At 63.2% G+C, this 14,118-nt stretch carries 15 protein-coding genes; 7 read left to right on the forward strand and 8 right to left on the reverse strand.

The window, feature by feature from the left end; genetic code table 11:
- Positions 1-4: 4 nt before the first annotated feature.
- Positions 5-1,240, forward strand: coding sequence for an MFS transporter (locus VLE48_09930; protein ID HSA93317.1), 1,236 nt, complete (start codon positions 5-7; stop codon positions 1,238-1,240).
- A gap of 158 nt (positions 1,241-1,398) precedes the next feature.
- Positions 1,399-4,713, forward strand: a complete 3,315-nt coding sequence (locus VLE48_09935) for a carboxypeptidase regulatory-like domain-containing protein (GenBank protein ID HSA93318.1) — start codon at positions 1,399-1,401, stop codon at positions 4,711-4,713.
- A 70-nt stretch (positions 4,714-4,783) separates the two neighbouring features.
- Here VLE48_09935 and VLE48_09940 read toward each other — a convergent pair whose 3' ends face one another.
- The 7 genes from VLE48_09940 to VLE48_09970 form a co-directional block, all read right to left on the reverse strand.
- Positions 4,784-5,287 (reverse strand): hypothetical protein, encoded by a 504-nt coding sequence (locus tag VLE48_09940; GenBank protein ID HSA93319.1) that lies wholly within the window; start codon positions 5,285-5,287, stop codon positions 4,784-4,786.
- A complete protein-coding gene (locus VLE48_09945; GenBank protein ID HSA93320.1) occupies positions 5,284-6,348 on the reverse strand; it encodes a hypothetical protein in 1,065 nt (354 codons plus the stop codon). The genes VLE48_09940 and VLE48_09945 overlap by 4 nt, the downstream gene beginning before the upstream one ends.
- Positions 6,345-7,286 (reverse strand): MBL fold metallo-hydrolase, encoded by a 942-nt coding sequence (locus VLE48_09950; protein HSA93321.1) that lies wholly within the window; start codon positions 7,284-7,286, stop codon positions 6,345-6,347. Before VLE48_09950 ends, VLE48_09945 begins: the two co-directional genes overlap by 4 nt.
- A 220-nt stretch (positions 7,287-7,506) precedes the next feature.
- Positions 7,507-7,971 (reverse strand): hemerythrin domain-containing protein, encoded by a 465-nt coding sequence (locus VLE48_09955; protein ID HSA93322.1) that lies wholly within the window; start codon positions 7,969-7,971, stop codon positions 7,507-7,509.
- 172 nt (positions 7,972-8,143) lie between these two features.
- Positions 8,144-9,085, reverse strand: a complete 942-nt coding sequence (locus VLE48_09960) for an NAD(P)H-binding protein (protein ID HSA93323.1) — start codon at positions 9,083-9,085, stop codon at positions 8,144-8,146.
- The gene (locus VLE48_09965) at positions 9,082-9,564 is read right to left on the reverse strand and encodes a TspO/MBR family protein (protein ID HSA93324.1); all 483 of its coding nucleotides are present in this window, start codon (positions 9,562-9,564) and stop codon (positions 9,082-9,084) included. The genes VLE48_09960 and VLE48_09965 overlap by 4 nt, the downstream gene beginning before the upstream one ends.
- The gene (locus VLE48_09970) at positions 9,557-10,927 is read right to left on the reverse strand and encodes a deoxyribodipyrimidine photo-lyase (protein ID HSA93325.1); all 1,371 of its coding nucleotides are present in this window, start codon (positions 10,925-10,927) and stop codon (positions 9,557-9,559) included. The genes VLE48_09965 and VLE48_09970 overlap by 8 nt, the downstream gene beginning before the upstream one ends.
- A 194-nt stretch (positions 10,928-11,121) precedes the next feature.
- Between VLE48_09970 and VLE48_09975 the strand changes: the two genes are divergently transcribed.
- The 5 genes from VLE48_09975 to VLE48_09995 all read left to right on the forward strand — a co-directional run bounded on the left by VLE48_09975 (position 11,122) and on the right by VLE48_09995 (position 13,651).
- On the forward strand, positions 11,122-11,706 hold the full coding sequence (locus tag VLE48_09975) for an XRE family transcriptional regulator (GenBank protein HSA93326.1): 585 nt from the start codon (positions 11,122-11,124) through the stop codon (positions 11,704-11,706).
- 400 nt (positions 11,707-12,106) lie between these two features.
- On the forward strand, positions 12,107-12,658 hold the full coding sequence (locus VLE48_09980) for a hypothetical protein (protein HSA93327.1): 552 nt from the start codon (positions 12,107-12,109) through the stop codon (positions 12,656-12,658).
- Positions 12,655-13,035, forward strand: coding sequence for a hypothetical protein (locus VLE48_09985; GenBank protein HSA93328.1), 381 nt, complete (start codon positions 12,655-12,657; stop codon positions 13,033-13,035). The genes VLE48_09980 and VLE48_09985 overlap by 4 nt, the downstream gene beginning before the upstream one ends.
- A gap of 74 nt (positions 13,036-13,109) precedes the next feature.
- A complete protein-coding gene (locus VLE48_09990) occupies positions 13,110-13,421 on the forward strand; it encodes an RNA-binding protein (protein ID HSA93329.1) in 312 nt (103 codons plus the stop codon).
- 53 nt (positions 13,422-13,474) lie between these two features.
- Entirely contained in the window at positions 13,475-13,651 is a 177-nt protein-coding gene (locus tag VLE48_09995) for a hypothetical protein (GenBank protein HSA93330.1), read from the forward strand.
- Between the two features lie 19 nt (positions 13,652-13,670).
- On the opposite strand, the gene VLE48_10000 is transcribed toward VLE48_09995, so the two are convergent.
- Positions 13,671-14,118: DUF6804 family protein (locus VLE48_10000; GenBank protein ID HSA93331.1), on the reverse strand; the 448-nt coding region annotated here is incomplete at its 5' end.

Here is a 14,118-nt window from a genome sequence, read left to right on the forward strand (position 1 = left end):
GTGAATGGATACGGTGCGGCGCTGGAAACTCCTTCTCCTGCTGTGCGCGGCAGACTTCATGGCCTACGTGGCCATTTTCTCTGTGCCGCCGGTCATCGGGGAACTGGCGCGGCATTTCCATGTGGACTACGAGCGGGCGGGGCTGATGATGACCGCCTACTCGGTGGTGCGCACGGCGGCGAGCCTGGCCGCCGGCATCTACAGCGACCGCTACGGAGTAAAGCGGTTCGTGCTCGCCGGACTGGGCCTGGTGGCGGCGGCAGGATACTTCTCTGCTCACGCGCCCAGCTTCGGGTGGCTGCTGGTTTGCCGGGTGCTGATCGGAGTCGGGGCCACGGTGGTATTCGTGCCCGGCCTGGCGGCCGCCATTCACATGCTGCCCCGGGAGCGCGTGAACCTGGCCAGCGGCTCGTTTCTGAGCTCGCTCTACCTGGGAATGTCGGTGGCGCTGCTGGCGACGCCGATGCTGGCGGAACGGCTGGGCTGGCAACGCGCGTTCGAACTGTACGCCGCGGTGACCATCGCAGTAGGGGCGGCGTTCCTGCTGTTCACGCGCGGCGAAAGCCTCCGCAAGGAACCGGGACCCGTGGCCGCCACGCCACGCTCACCGGTTCGCGCGCTTCTAGGAACGCCGTTGCTGCTGGCCTCCGGCGTTTATTTCCTGTTCCTGTTCCAAACCTATGGGCTGCTCACGTGGCTGCCGGAATACCTGAAGGTGGTGCGGCAGTACTCGCCGCCGGAGGTGGGTTCGGTCTCCATGCTGCTGGGCGTGGTGCTCATCCCCGGCTCAGTGTTCGCCGGCTGGCTGAGCGACCGCGTGGGCGCCTGGGGCGTGGCGGTGGCGGGATCGCTGATCTGTGCGGTGTGCCCCGCGCTGCTGGTGATGTATCCGGAGATGACGATCGGGCAGGTGTCCACCGTTGTCTTCTGGAAGGCGGTGGGGACAAGCATGATCGCCGTGCCGCTGGCCGGCCTGCTGGCCCACCTGGTGCCGGCTTCCGACAGCGGCAAAGCTGTGGGCCTGGCTCACACGGCGGGCTATGCGGGCTCGATCGTCTCCACCTACCTGGGCGGGTATCTGCTGCAACGCTTCGGCAATTACGACTGGCCGTTCGGCATTTTTTCCGTCTCGATGATCGTCAACCTGGGAATGCTGGCACTGCTGCGCGGACCATTCCGAAAGGCTCGAGTAGCGGCAGCCAGTGGCGCGGAGAAGGAACCGGCGCCGGCGCGCGCGTGAGACGGTGGGCAACGAGGCGTGCAGGGCCGCCATATCCCTTGAATCTTGCCGGATTCGTTGACATTGCAAGCAGCGAATTGATAGCGTTTGCCTCCATTCCGAATCCTTGGCCGTGAGGGACATTCGGCCAGCGGCGGGCCAGACTGCAGGAGAGTCCTATGACACGACGGAAGAGTGTGCGTTTCGCAGTTCCATGCCTGGTTCTGACGTTGTTCACCCTGACCTCGACCACGTTCGCCCAGACAACGGGAAGCATTTTCGGCCGGGCGGCCGACCCGAGCGGCGCCGTGGTCGCCGGAGCATCGGTCACGGTCACCAATCAGGCGACGGGGCAGTCACGACAGGCGACGACGGATGCCAACGGCGAGTACAACGTGCCGCTGTTGCCGGTGGGTACGTACTCGGTCACGGGCGACAAGCAGGGATTCGAGAAATTCACGCAGCGTACTGTGGTGGTGCCCGTTAACACCAATGTGCGCGTGGACATGACCTTTGCGGTGGGTAAGGTAACGGAGGCAGTGGAAGTGGTGGGCGGCGCCGAGATCGTGGAAACGCGCAGCTCGACGCTCGGCAAGGTGATTGACGAGCGCAAGATTCGCGAACTGCCGTTGAACGACCGCAACTTCCTGAATTTCGCCACCCTGCAGCCGGGCGTGGTTCCGGCCGCTGAGATCACCTCCAACAACACTCCGGATACCGGCGGCGGCGTGAACAAGGCGTTCCAGGTAAACGGTCTGCGGCTGCAGTCGAACAACTTCCTGCTGGACGGCGTGGACAACAACGAACCCTTCCTGGGAACCGCCATGGCCTCGCCCTCGCCGGATGCCCTGGACGAGTTCAAGATCCAGACCAGCCTGTACAGCGCGGAGTTTGGCGGCGGGGGCGGATCGATCGTCAACATCATTACCAAGGGCGGCACCAACGAGTGGCATGGAGTTGTGTACGAGTTTTTCCGCAACGACGCGCTGGACGCGCAGGGAACCTTTGCGTTGCAGAAGGAAAAGCTGCGCCGCAACCAGTTCGGGTTCTCGCTCGGTGGTCCGATCCGGAAAGACAAGACGTTCATTTTCGGCAACTACGAAGGGTTCCGGAAGCGGGAAGGGCAAACCCAGCGCACTACGGTGCCGACGCTGGTGGAACGCGGAGGAACAGTAGGAATCGCTCCGGGTACGGCCATGACCGCGCCGCAGGCCGGGCGGCTGAATGCGCGGCCGGGATGCGCGGGCGATATCACCGGGGCGGGCGGGACCGCTCCGGCGGATGGCGTGCTATGGTCGGCAGCGTTTCCCGGGGGTGTAATTCCGGTTTCCTGTTTCGACCCCTCGGCGGCCGCGATTCTCGACGAACTGATCCCGGAGCCGAATACCGGCACGAATCAATTCACCTCTTCGCCGGCCACGGCCAACAACAGTAATCAATTCACGCTGCGGCTGGACCAGAATTTCTCCGACAAGAATTCGCTTTCGGTGCGTTACCACTTTCTGGATGGCGATGGCATGCGTTTCTTCACCAACACGCTGTTCAATATTCCCATCCAAACACCGGATTTCCCGCTGGCTGACGAATTTCGCATTCAGAACCTGGCGGTCTCGGACACGCACCTTTTCTCGCCAACGCTGACCAACGAGTTCCACTTCGGATTCAATCGGGGACTGTTCGACAGCGCCATTCCGGTGACGCCGCGCGATCCCGCGTCGTTCGGGTTTGTGTTGCCCTCCACCAAAGCCGTGAGCAACATGCCGCTGGTCGCCATCGCCGGCATGTCGTCGTACGGAACGTTCAACGATTCACCTTCGTTCCGGCGCGAGAACGTGTTCCAGTTCCAGGACAACGTGAACTGGGTGCGCGGGCGGCACACCATCAAGTTCGGGTTCTCGTACCTCAAGACGCAGATGGATATTCCTTCCAGCGACTCCATCGCAGAGGGCGCCTTTCTGTTCGTGCCCGACTCGACAGGCAACCCATTCGCCAACTTCCTGCTGGGTGAACCCAACCTGTTCTTCCAGGGAAGTGGCGTGACTACGCGCGAGTGGCGCTTCGACGCGTTCCACTGGTTCTTCCAGGATGACGTCCGGGTTACGCGTAACTTCACGCTGAACCTCGGCCTGCGCTACGAGCTGAACCGGCCGGCGACCGACACGCAGGACCGCGTGGTAGCTTTCCGGCCCGGGCAAACCTCTACGGTGAACACGGCAGCGTCCCCGGGACTGCTGTTCGTGGGCGACCCGGGAATCACGCGTTCCACCATCGAGACGGACAAGAACAACTTCGCTCCCCGCTTGGGCTTCGCCTGGGATGTGCGCGGCGACGGCAAGGTGAGTGTGCGCGGCGGCTACGGAATCTTCTACGACCGGGTGATCGGACTGGTGCCGTTCCAGTTCGGTCTGGTGCCGCCCTTCTTCCCCATCCCCACGCTGCCCAACCCGTTCATTGCGACCTTCAGCGATCCGTTCGGCGGTGGAAGCCCGTTCACCGGCCTCACGGCGCAGGAAGTGGCCGACCTGAACCTGTTCCCACTGTTCTCCTTCGTGCAGGTGCTCGATCCCGGCTTCCGCTCGCCCTACGTGCAGCAGTGGAACACTACGGTGCAATGGGAGGCGGTGAAGGACCTGGTGTTCGAATTGGGCTACGTGGGTACGAAGTCCACCAAACTGGTGCAGGCCGTGAACCTCAACACGGACGCCAACCACGCCTTCGCCGCACCCTTCTTCCCGTTTTTCTTCCAGTTGAGCAATTACCAGACGACCGGCGCGGGGAACTTTCACGCCCTGCAGTTGAGCGCCAACAAGCGCTTCAGCCACGGGTTGACGCTGCTGAGCTCGTACACCTGGGGCCACTCCATCGACAACGCCTCGCAGCCGGTGAACTTCCTGAACCCGACGGGCGAAGCGCCCTTCCCGCAGAACCGCACGCGGCTGGACCTGGAACGGGCACGCTCTTCCTACGACGCCCGGCATCGCTGGGTAACCAGCTTCCTGTATGAACTGCCGTGGTTCCGGGACCGTCGCGACGCCGTGGGGCAAATCCTGGGTGGATGGAATACCAACGGTATTCTTACCGTGCAGTCGGGCGTACCGTTCACGCCACTGACCGGTGGGGATACGAATTGTGACGGAGTGGACAACTCGAGCGACCGGCCGAATCGCGTGGCCGACCCGTTTTCGGGCGTGCCATCCGGCTTCTTCTTCAACCCTGCGGCCTTTTCCGTGCCGGTGTGCGCGGATGGCACCGCAGGCCGCAACAGCATCGGCGGTCCCGGAATCACGAACTTTGACTGGTCGCTCAACAAGCGCTTTCAGATCACGGAGCGTACCAGGCTGGAATTCCGCACCGAGTTCTTCAACCTGTTCAACACGCCGTCCCTGGGCACGCCGGTCAACGTGGTGAGCAACCCACAGTTCGGTACGGTGCAAAACCTGCGGCAGGGGACGAACGCGCGTCAAATCCAGTTTGGTTTGCGGCTGTCGTTCTAGCGGACCGCAATCGAAGCCAACACCGGCCGGGCACCAGCCTGGCCGGTTCTGTTTTCAGACTTGAAGGACGTTAGGAGGCCGCGCGGCCTTGGCGCAATCCGCGCCAGAGGCCCAGGACGATTCCGGCCAGGCTCGCAACCGCGAGGGCCGCGCCTGCGGCTGCCAGGGCCTGAGGCAGAATGCCGGGAGAAAAGATCTCCGCAAACACGCCCGCGGGAAACAACCACGATGCGGCCACGAACAGGATTGCCAGCCGCCGGCGCATGACCTCGGAGAGCGCCACCATCGGATAGAACAGGCCCACCAGCAGGATCACGTTGGCGAGCTTGAGGGTGTGGGTGTGGACGTCCACGGCACGCACGTAGGCGTAGTTCATGCGCTGAGCCTGGGTGAGCGCTGCCTGCGCTCCCGCCACATCGCCGGCCGCTGACGAAGCCAGCAGGTCGCGATACGATTCGCGCAACACCAGCAGCGGCTGGTGCTCTACCAGGTAGCCATACGCCGCGCCGAACAGGAGTCCGGCTACCAGCAGGAGCATGCCGCCGCCGAGAAGCACTTTCTCCGGGGACTTCATCCGGCACTCCCCTCGCGTGCGGCTTGCGCACCGGAATGCCGCACCAACCCGACCAGCATGGCCACGAGGGCTGCGATGGCCAAGGCTCCAGAAAGGTCGGCAAACGCGGCCGAGACCAAACCCACGATGGTGGCGATGAAGATGAAGACCGGCATCAGCGCCGAGCCCAAACAGAATACGCAGGCCCAGCGCAGCTTCCAGCGCTCGCTGAAGAAAACGAAGTTCTGCACAAAGCCGAGCAGCAGGGCCATGATCCCCATCTCGATGGCGTGCGAGTGCGCCGCCGCGGTGATGGCAATCTTCGATTGCAAGCCACGATAGGCAAGCACCGTCTCGCGCGCGGCGGGCGGGTCCTGGCGCGCGGCGGCGAGGCCCGATTCCAGCAACTGCCAGTGTTGCGGTTCCAGTTGCGTGACGAACTGCCAGGCCAGATACAAGCCGAAGGCCATCCCCGCCACGATGAGCACGCCGCCCGTGCGCAGCAGCAGCCGGCTGCTGGCGGAAGCCAGCAAGTCTGCAACCTGGGCGCGCAAAGCTGCGGTCAAGTCTTCCGCCGACCGCAATCCGGCGGCATAGGCCAGCACCGCGCCCATCACCAGGAAGCCGCCCAGATCCGAAACCCAGAGGGCCCACTCTCCCGCGTAGGCGCGCACGAACACGAACAGCGGCTGCAGCACCGATCCGGTGATGACCAGGATCGCCAGACGCCGCTTGCGGCGCTCGTCCATGGGCAGAACGGACTGCAAGACGGCCAACGTCAGTGCGAGGAATCCGAAAGCGATGATATGGGAGTGGGTGTTGACGATGCGCCCGCGGCGGTGAAGCATCTCCTCCACTCGCTCGTAGCCGGCCACGGCCGCAGCCGGGTCGCCACGGCCGACGGCCTCGGCGATGCCGGTCCACAAGCGCTTGATCTCGGCCGTACCCACATGGGAGATGAAGATGGCGTAGACCTCGCCCAGCAACATGCCGGCGATGATGAGCAGGATGCCGCCGCACACCAGGATGCGGGCGGCGCTCATACGCCCGGCGAAGAACGGCAGCCGAGACTCCACCGTCATGGCTGCTTCAGTTCGGCGTAGGTGCGCTCGATGGCGTTCTTGATCCAGTTGGGATTGTCCCACTTGTACCGGGCCTGCACCTCGGGCGAGAGGGCGGCCACGACCTGCTCCGCCGACTGGCCCTGGGCCGCAAGCTCCTTCACGCGGCCGCGCAGCCAAGCCAGATACTCCTGGAGCGCAGTGATCTGCGAAGCGTCGCCGACCTCACCATGGCCGGGGACGATAGTGGCGGGTTGCAATTGCTCAAGCCGGTTCAGGGCCTCGAGCCAACCGCGCGGGCTCGCGTCCGGATCGGGCATGATGGGGAAGAAGCGGTTCACCACCACATCACCAGCGAAGAGAATCTTCTGATTGGGCAGCCAGACCAGATTGTCGCCGCGGGTGTGCGCCGGTCCGTAATGAAGCAAGCGAACCAGCACTCCGCCGCCCAGATCGATCTCCAACTCATGCTCGAAGGCAATGTCAGCCGTAACCAGCTTCACCGGCTTGAGCAGTTCGGCGATCTGCGGGCTGAACCCGGTGAACATCTTGATGTAGTCGGCGCCTTTCTCGGCCAATTCTTCCTTCTGCGCCTTGGGAACGACGATGCGAGTGCCCTGCGGAAACGATTGCGCGCCCATGCCGTGCTCGGGGTGGAAATGGGTGATGGTGAGGTAGAGGATTTCCTTGGACGTGAGCTTGCGAACCTCGTGCAGGACACGCTCGGCGTTGGCCGGACCCATGCCGGTATCCACCACCATCACCCCGCGGTCGCCCACCAGGATGCCGATGTTGGGCACCAGATTCACGCGGCGGTCGGAGATGACGTAGACCCCGTCGGCGACCTTTCGGGTCATCCCTTCCTCCACCATGGGCGCCGAATCCGCAAAGGCGGCAACCGACAGGACCGCCAACACCGTGGCGCCCAGCATGAGTTTCGGGAAACAGGTCCGGTTCACGTGCGCCTCCTGGACGACGAGTATCCTGCGGGTGCGGGCAGAAGGTCATCTTACACAACGGGTGAAGGAAGAAACAGCGGCGGCGCGGTTGCCGGAAAGCGAAGGAATTCGTCTTGCTGAGTGATGCGGTGCGGCGTGGCGCCCGACTTTGAGACGCTGCGGACTGACCCGACCGGCACCTGTCCCTTGTGCCGTGACGGGCGACGCGCCGACCGGCTTCTTACAGGAAGCCGCGCAACTGGTCTTCTTCGAGCGCGACGTGGGCGGCAAGATTACGGGCCACCTGCCAGCCCTGCTCGCGAACGCCGGCGACGATGTCGGGAAGTTCATCCTCGGTGGCGCCGCGCAGTTGCTCCAGAGCGCTGCGGAAGTCACGCAGTTCGCCGCGCAGCGTCTCGTGCTGATACACCATCTCGCGGGCGAAGTTCGCCAGTTCGGGGCTGATGGTCGCTACTTCCTCCTGCAACCAGGTCTCTTCGCGGGAAAAGTGATCGGGGATGGTCTCGCACAGCCGGACGCCGTAGCGGTAGAGGTCGCCGGTATCGCTGAGCTGCGCGAAGCTCCGGCCGTAGCGCTCCAGGCTGTCCAGAGCGTAGGCCAGATCGGCCAGATCGGCCATCACCGATTCGTGGTCATCGTGGACGCGCTCGCATTCCGCCCAAAAGTTCATGCCAGATGTGGTCATACCAACCTCACATGGGAGTCCACGCTCCGAGGTGAACTCCAGCGAAGCTTAGCCGGCACTGCCACGGGTAGCGGTGACGGAGGTCACCGGCGGAAGTGACAGGCATCACCGGAGCGGATTCGTCCCACTCGTCCAGCCAAGGTAGAAGGCGGCGCGGCCCTGGGGATTGGCTTTAGCAGTGTTCCACTGCGGCCGGAGACGGCCGGGGCAACGAAGGGGAACGGGGATCGAGCGCACGCGCCACCGCTGCGTCATAGGAGATCGGCTGGATGTGGGGAAACAGGAGTTTGGCCAGCGGACTGGTGCAGACCGATTCGCTCTTCAACCCTTCAATCAGCGGCCGGGTAACTGCGGGAGAAAACGGGGTCACCAGGTCGAGCCAGTAGGAGGAAAGCCGAGGCGTCAGCACCGGCACCGCGATCAGCCAGCGTTTAAGACCCCGCCGGCGGGCGTAGCCGAGCATCATGCTGCCGTAGGTTTCGACGGTGGCGCCACCGATCTCGATCGGTTCCTCCGCGCAACACTGCAGGTCGAGGGCGGCGACCAAGTACGCGAGCACGTCGTCGATGGCGATGGGCTGGGTGCGCGTGAGCACCCAGCGCGGGCAGATCATGACCGGGAGCCGCTCCGTCAGACAGCGGATGATCTCGAATGAGGTGCTGCCGCCACCCACGATGATCCCGGCGCGAAACTCGATCAGGGGAGGTCCGTACTTCCGCAGGATCGCGCCGGTCTCCCGACGGCTCTTCAGATGCGACGAGAGCACGGACCCGCTGGTGGCAAGCCCGCCCAGGTAGACGACACGGCGTACACCGGCTTGCCTCGCCGCCACCGCGAAATTGTAGGCGGCCTGGCGGTCCCGTTGTTCGAACCCGGCTTCTTGCCCCGACATGGAGTGAATGAGGTAGTAGGCCACCTCAGAGTTGGAAAGCGCCGGCGGCAGGGTTTCCGCACGCAGCGCGTCGGCCTCGACCACCTGTAGGCCACTGGCGGGAGCCAACGACACACGGGAGCGATCCCGCACCATGCATGTAATCTCGTGTCCGGCCCGGGCAAGTTTCTGCACCAGCTGCCCGCCAACGTAGCCGGTTGCGCCCGTGACAAGGATCCTCATACGACCTCTCGGTTGAGCCAGCAGATCCCGAAATTCAGGTACGTGGCGTAGGCGACCCAGGCGAGATACGGCGTCATCAACCAGAACGCAGGACGGGAGACCGTCACGAAGCTCGTCGCCGTAAGCACGATGGCGACCAGGAGCAGACCGATCCCGATCAGGGCCGCTCCCGGCTGTCGCAAACCGAAAAAGATGTAGGACCAGGCCGCATTCAGGCACAGTTGCACGAAGAACAAAGCCAGCGGAAGCCACACGTTCGTCTCGCTCCGCTGCCGCCACACCAGCCACGCCGCCGTCCCCATCAGCAGGTACAGGGTCGACCACACCGGCCCGAATACCCACGCCGGCGGCGTGCCAGCGGGCTTCAAGAGCGCCGGATACCAGGTCTTCACCGAAGATGCGGTGAATACCGAGCCAATCCCGGCGGCACCGAAACAGATCGCGACAAATCCCAGCCAACTCACCGCACTGCTAAACATGTGAGCGTTCCAACCTTTCTACGTTTTCGATGTATCGTTTCGCGTCGAACTTCCGGCCGGTGCTGGCCAGCGACATGTAACGCACCTGTCCGAACACGGGCCGCTCGAACCAGGGCCGGTCGTGCTTGCCCACGATGGCCCAAGCTATCCCGGCGTAACCGTTAGGGTCGCGACCGTCGAGCTGGTAATGGTCGTTCAGCCAGATAGCCCGCTGATACGCCGCGGCGACCGATGGGCTCCACTCCAGGATCTTCTTGGCCCAGTACATCCGCAAATAGTTGTGCATCCATCCGGTCAGGACCATCTGTTTCTGCGCTGCGTTCCAGAGCGGGTCATGGGTTTCCGCGCGTTCCAGGCTCTGCTCGCTGTAGACGATCGGCCGCCGGTCCGACGCATGCTGCGCGAAGGAACGGTCGGCCCAGGGCTCCAGGCATGCCATGGAATCGTACGAAGCGTTGAAACGCACGAAATTCACTGCCAGCTCGCGGCGGACAATCAGTTGCTCCAGGAATGCTTGCTTGGCGTGGGCGGGCGCATCGGCGCCTTGGACACACGCCGCCACCGTGTGCGGTCCCAGGTGTCCGAAATGAAGGTAGGGAGACAGGCGGCTGGTGGCGTCTCTTTCCGGCCGGTTGCGGCCGTCCGCATACCCCGCCAATTTCTGGGCGATGAAGGCGCGCAAACGGCGCATCCCCTCGCTGGTGCCGCCCCGCCAGGCACTCACCGGCGCCACCGAGCGGTCTAACCTCCACTCGCAGGTAAAGTCGGCTTCCCAGGGCTGCGAGCGCAGTTTCGGCGGCGCAGCCCAAGCAACCCGGGCTTCCGGGTTCTCCGAGTGTGCCAGAAAGCTGGGCAGGAGTCTCAGCAGATGCGGGCGAATGGTGCGCGCAGCATAGTGCTCCCTTGCCAGCAGCTTTGAGGGGACGATCACGTCGCTATCGACCGTCCAGAATGGCACCTTCAAATCGCGGGCGACTCGCCTCCTCCAGCTCTCGGTCTGCCGCAGTGGGTTCTCGTCGCCCACCACCATGGCCGGACGCACTTCTTCGAGAAACCGGAGAAGGCTGTGTTGCGGATACGGGCGGAAGCAGAGTCCCACCCCGCGCTCTGCCAGACCTGCAGCGATATCGGGAATGCCGTCGGCCAGGAAGCGGAAGTGACGTTGGTTCGCCCCGGCATAGAAAGGTACCGGGGCAAAGAACACCACCACCGGCTTGCTCAACTCGCTGCCAAGACGGACGGCAACGTCCAGGGCGGGATTGTCCACCGCCCGCTGGGAGCGCTGCATCCAGTACACGATGCAGTTGCCTTCAACATCGGGAGGTCCCGGCCGCCGCACCGTTACCCGGGCCTTCTCACTCATCCTTTGAACTGCTCTCATTCAACATTCCTTTGCCGTTGAGGACGGGAGAACGGCTGTGGTTTGACCATTCTCCCGGTCTGATGTTTACTGTAAGTCAAATATATTTGCTTGTACGGACAAATCGACCGGGATGCGCAATTCGTGTGAACGGGAATCAAAGGTTCGCCTCACTTTTTGACAGGGAGGAAAAACGGGTGAACAAGACCATCAGCGAAGGCCTGAAGCCTTACGCGCTGGGGGAGAAACTTCGCGGGCTGCGGCTGAAGAAGAGTATGGGGCTGGTAGAGCTCGGCAGGCACACCGGGCTCTCGCCGGCCATGCTGTCCAAGCTGGAGCGCGGCAGGCTGTTCCCCACCTTGCCTACGCTGCTGCGCATCGCCATGGTGTTCAGCGTTGGCCTGGAATACTTCTTTACCGACGAGCGCAAGCGGCGCGTGGCAGCCATCGTGCGCAAACGCGAACGTATCCGGTTCCCGGAGCGACCGGGCGGCGGCGAGATCTCCTACTGGTTCGAGAGCCTGGATTTTCCCGCCACCGAACGCAAGCTCAACGCATTCCTGGCCGAATTCCAGCCGGTTGCCAAGGACAAGTTGCGCTTCCACCAGCACGGCGGGATCGAGTTCCTCTACATGATCCGCGGGAAGCTCGAACTGACGATTGGCAGCGATGTACACGTGCTCGAGGCGAGCGATGCCATCTACTTCGACTCCGCCGTGCGCCACGCTTATCACCGCGCCGGCAGGCAGCGCAGCGCGGCCATCATCGTGACCGCCGCATGAAACTCTCCGGATCATTACCATCGACCAGGACGTGAACATCGCGGCACACCCCGCCGCGCGCCAGGCCGGGTATGGGGCGCGAGGCTTCCGCGTTGCGACCGCGATGGTTGGGCGAGGAGAGGGTTTTCGTGAAGTGCGAAGCGCGAAGTTATCGCCTGAGACGCCGGAATTGTGGCGTATACTGTAGAAGTCTTCTTTCGCATCCTTCCGCCGGGTGTTTCTCACGTCGGTTCTTTGCGCGACCAGACGGCAAGAAACCTGGCCGGAGGGGAAGTAGCTGCGTCCTTACTCCTTCCTGCCTAACCAGACTCACAACGGATCTCAGCTCAAGCCACACGCCGCGGAGCGAAATCCGGATTCGCACGCAGCCGCAAGAGTAGCCGGCGCAAAGGAGCACCCGATGACAGACTCACGTCCCTCTGGGGAATGTGGAGGGAAGCTGCTACTGCTCGACGGCAATACCACCACCCGAGACCTGCGGGCCAAGGTCATGCGAAAGCTCGGCCTGGACGTGGATTGTGCCGCCGACACGATTCAAGCCTTCCTCCTGTGGCGGCCGGACTTCTATGGCTTGGTGGTGGTCGATTTCCGCGAGGCTCCCTGGGTCGTGCAGCAATTCTGCAGTGAAATTCGAGCGGCAAGCCCCAGGCAAAGAATCGTCTATTTTGTGGGCAAGCCACGCTATCTGGCATTTTCTCCGCCGGACAGCGCAGAGACCGCGGAGCAACGCGACTATGGCGAATGGGGACACCGGGTTCGGACTCTGTTTGCGGATGCCTGTGAGAAGCTCCCCCGGCGGGGAAGCTTGTTGGAAGCGGCATGGCGAATCTCCGCGAGACGGTCGTTGAACGATCCTCGCCCTGAAATGGCCGCAACCCGCAATCATCGTCTCTCGTTGTCGTTCGCGGAGGCCGTGAAGCTGGCACAGATCAGCCGGGCGGTGACTCTGTGACGGAAGTACCGGGGAACGAAGGCGCCGGAGCAAGAATCCTTCTGGTGGGCGAGAACCAACGCTTGATGCGCACGCAGGCCGTCATGCTCAGCACCCACGGGTACGAGGTCGAAACCGTCAAGGACGCCTCCGAAGCACGCGCACGCTGGCGTGCTCGCCGTCCGGATCTGGTGCTGGTGGCGCTCAGCGAAAGCGCCGGTAGCAACTTCGGGGCGCTGCGCAGCATTCGCGAGTGGGACCCCGCACAGCGTGTAGGGTTCTTGCTCAGCGGCGCCCAGTATCTGTGCCGTGTCTTTTTCAACGGCGAGATGATAGTGCGCGGAGAAGGCCCTGAGGACATCATCGAAAGAGTCCGAGCGCTGCTGAGCGAGGGCTAGATTGCGTTTCTTCGGCGGCCTCTTGGCAAAACGCCGATAGCACTTAACGGCACCAGCATCGAAGGAGGAGCACCATGAAGAAGATCTATGTGGGGAACCTGTCGTTTGGGACTACGGAAGCGGATTTGCGGGGAATGTTCGAGGCACACGGGTCCGTGCAGGCTGTGAACGTGATCACCGAGCCGAGCACCGGGCGTCCTCGGGGATTCGCCTTCGTGGAGATGGCCGAGGACACTGACGCAGAAAAGGCCATCGCGGCTCTCAATGGCACGGAGGTGGGTGGGCGGCAATTGACCGTAAATGAAGCCCGGCCGCAACGCGATCGCGGTGACCGAAAAGGCGGCGGAAACAGCCATGCACGCCAGCGGCGCGAGCCACGCTGGTAGCCGGTTTCGTCGCGGGTCACAGGTAGAGATAAGAGATTCGCCGAGGAGGTACTATGGCTGGTAGTTCAGGTTCGGGCCGCACCAAACGCCAGAAGGAGCGCAACCGGCAAGAGAAACAGCGCGCCAAGGCAGCGCGGAAGCTGCAGCGCAAGCTCGAAAAACAACAGTCCAGCGAAGCGGGCGACCTTGAACCTACCGCTCCGCCCCTAGAACCGGCCAACAATCCCTAGCCGGGACGAAGCTGCCTACCTATAGGGACACACTTCCGGGTGTTCGATCGGTGATGGAGGCGATCGACAGCCTGGGCTGGTTCTTCAAGACGACCAGCGACGTCGCGAACAGCGCCATGCAGATCGCGTTCAGGAGGACTGACGCGGCGCGAGGCATCGCCACGGTAGAAACCGGGTTGAAGAGGGCAGCGATTACTACGAATGCAAGGCCCCAGCGGAACTTGTCCAAACGGTAGGACTGCACGATCACCAGGGCAGCACCGGCGAACACGGCGAACTCAAACAAGACTTGGTAGCCACCATAGGGTCGCCAGAACATGGCACAGAGCAGTGCGGCAATCGACACCAGTTTCATAATCGTAGTAGGCATTGGAGTCTCCAGGCTTTTCTTCGGTCCGCTGCGGCCAAAAGAGTAACGGCATCTCCGCCGATACCAGTTCAGCCGGACCGTTATTTCCCGCTTCCCT

This window comes from Terriglobales bacterium (assembly GCA_035454605.1).
GTDB lineage: Bacteria > Acidobacteriota > Terriglobia > Terriglobales > Acidobacteriaceae > DATMAB01.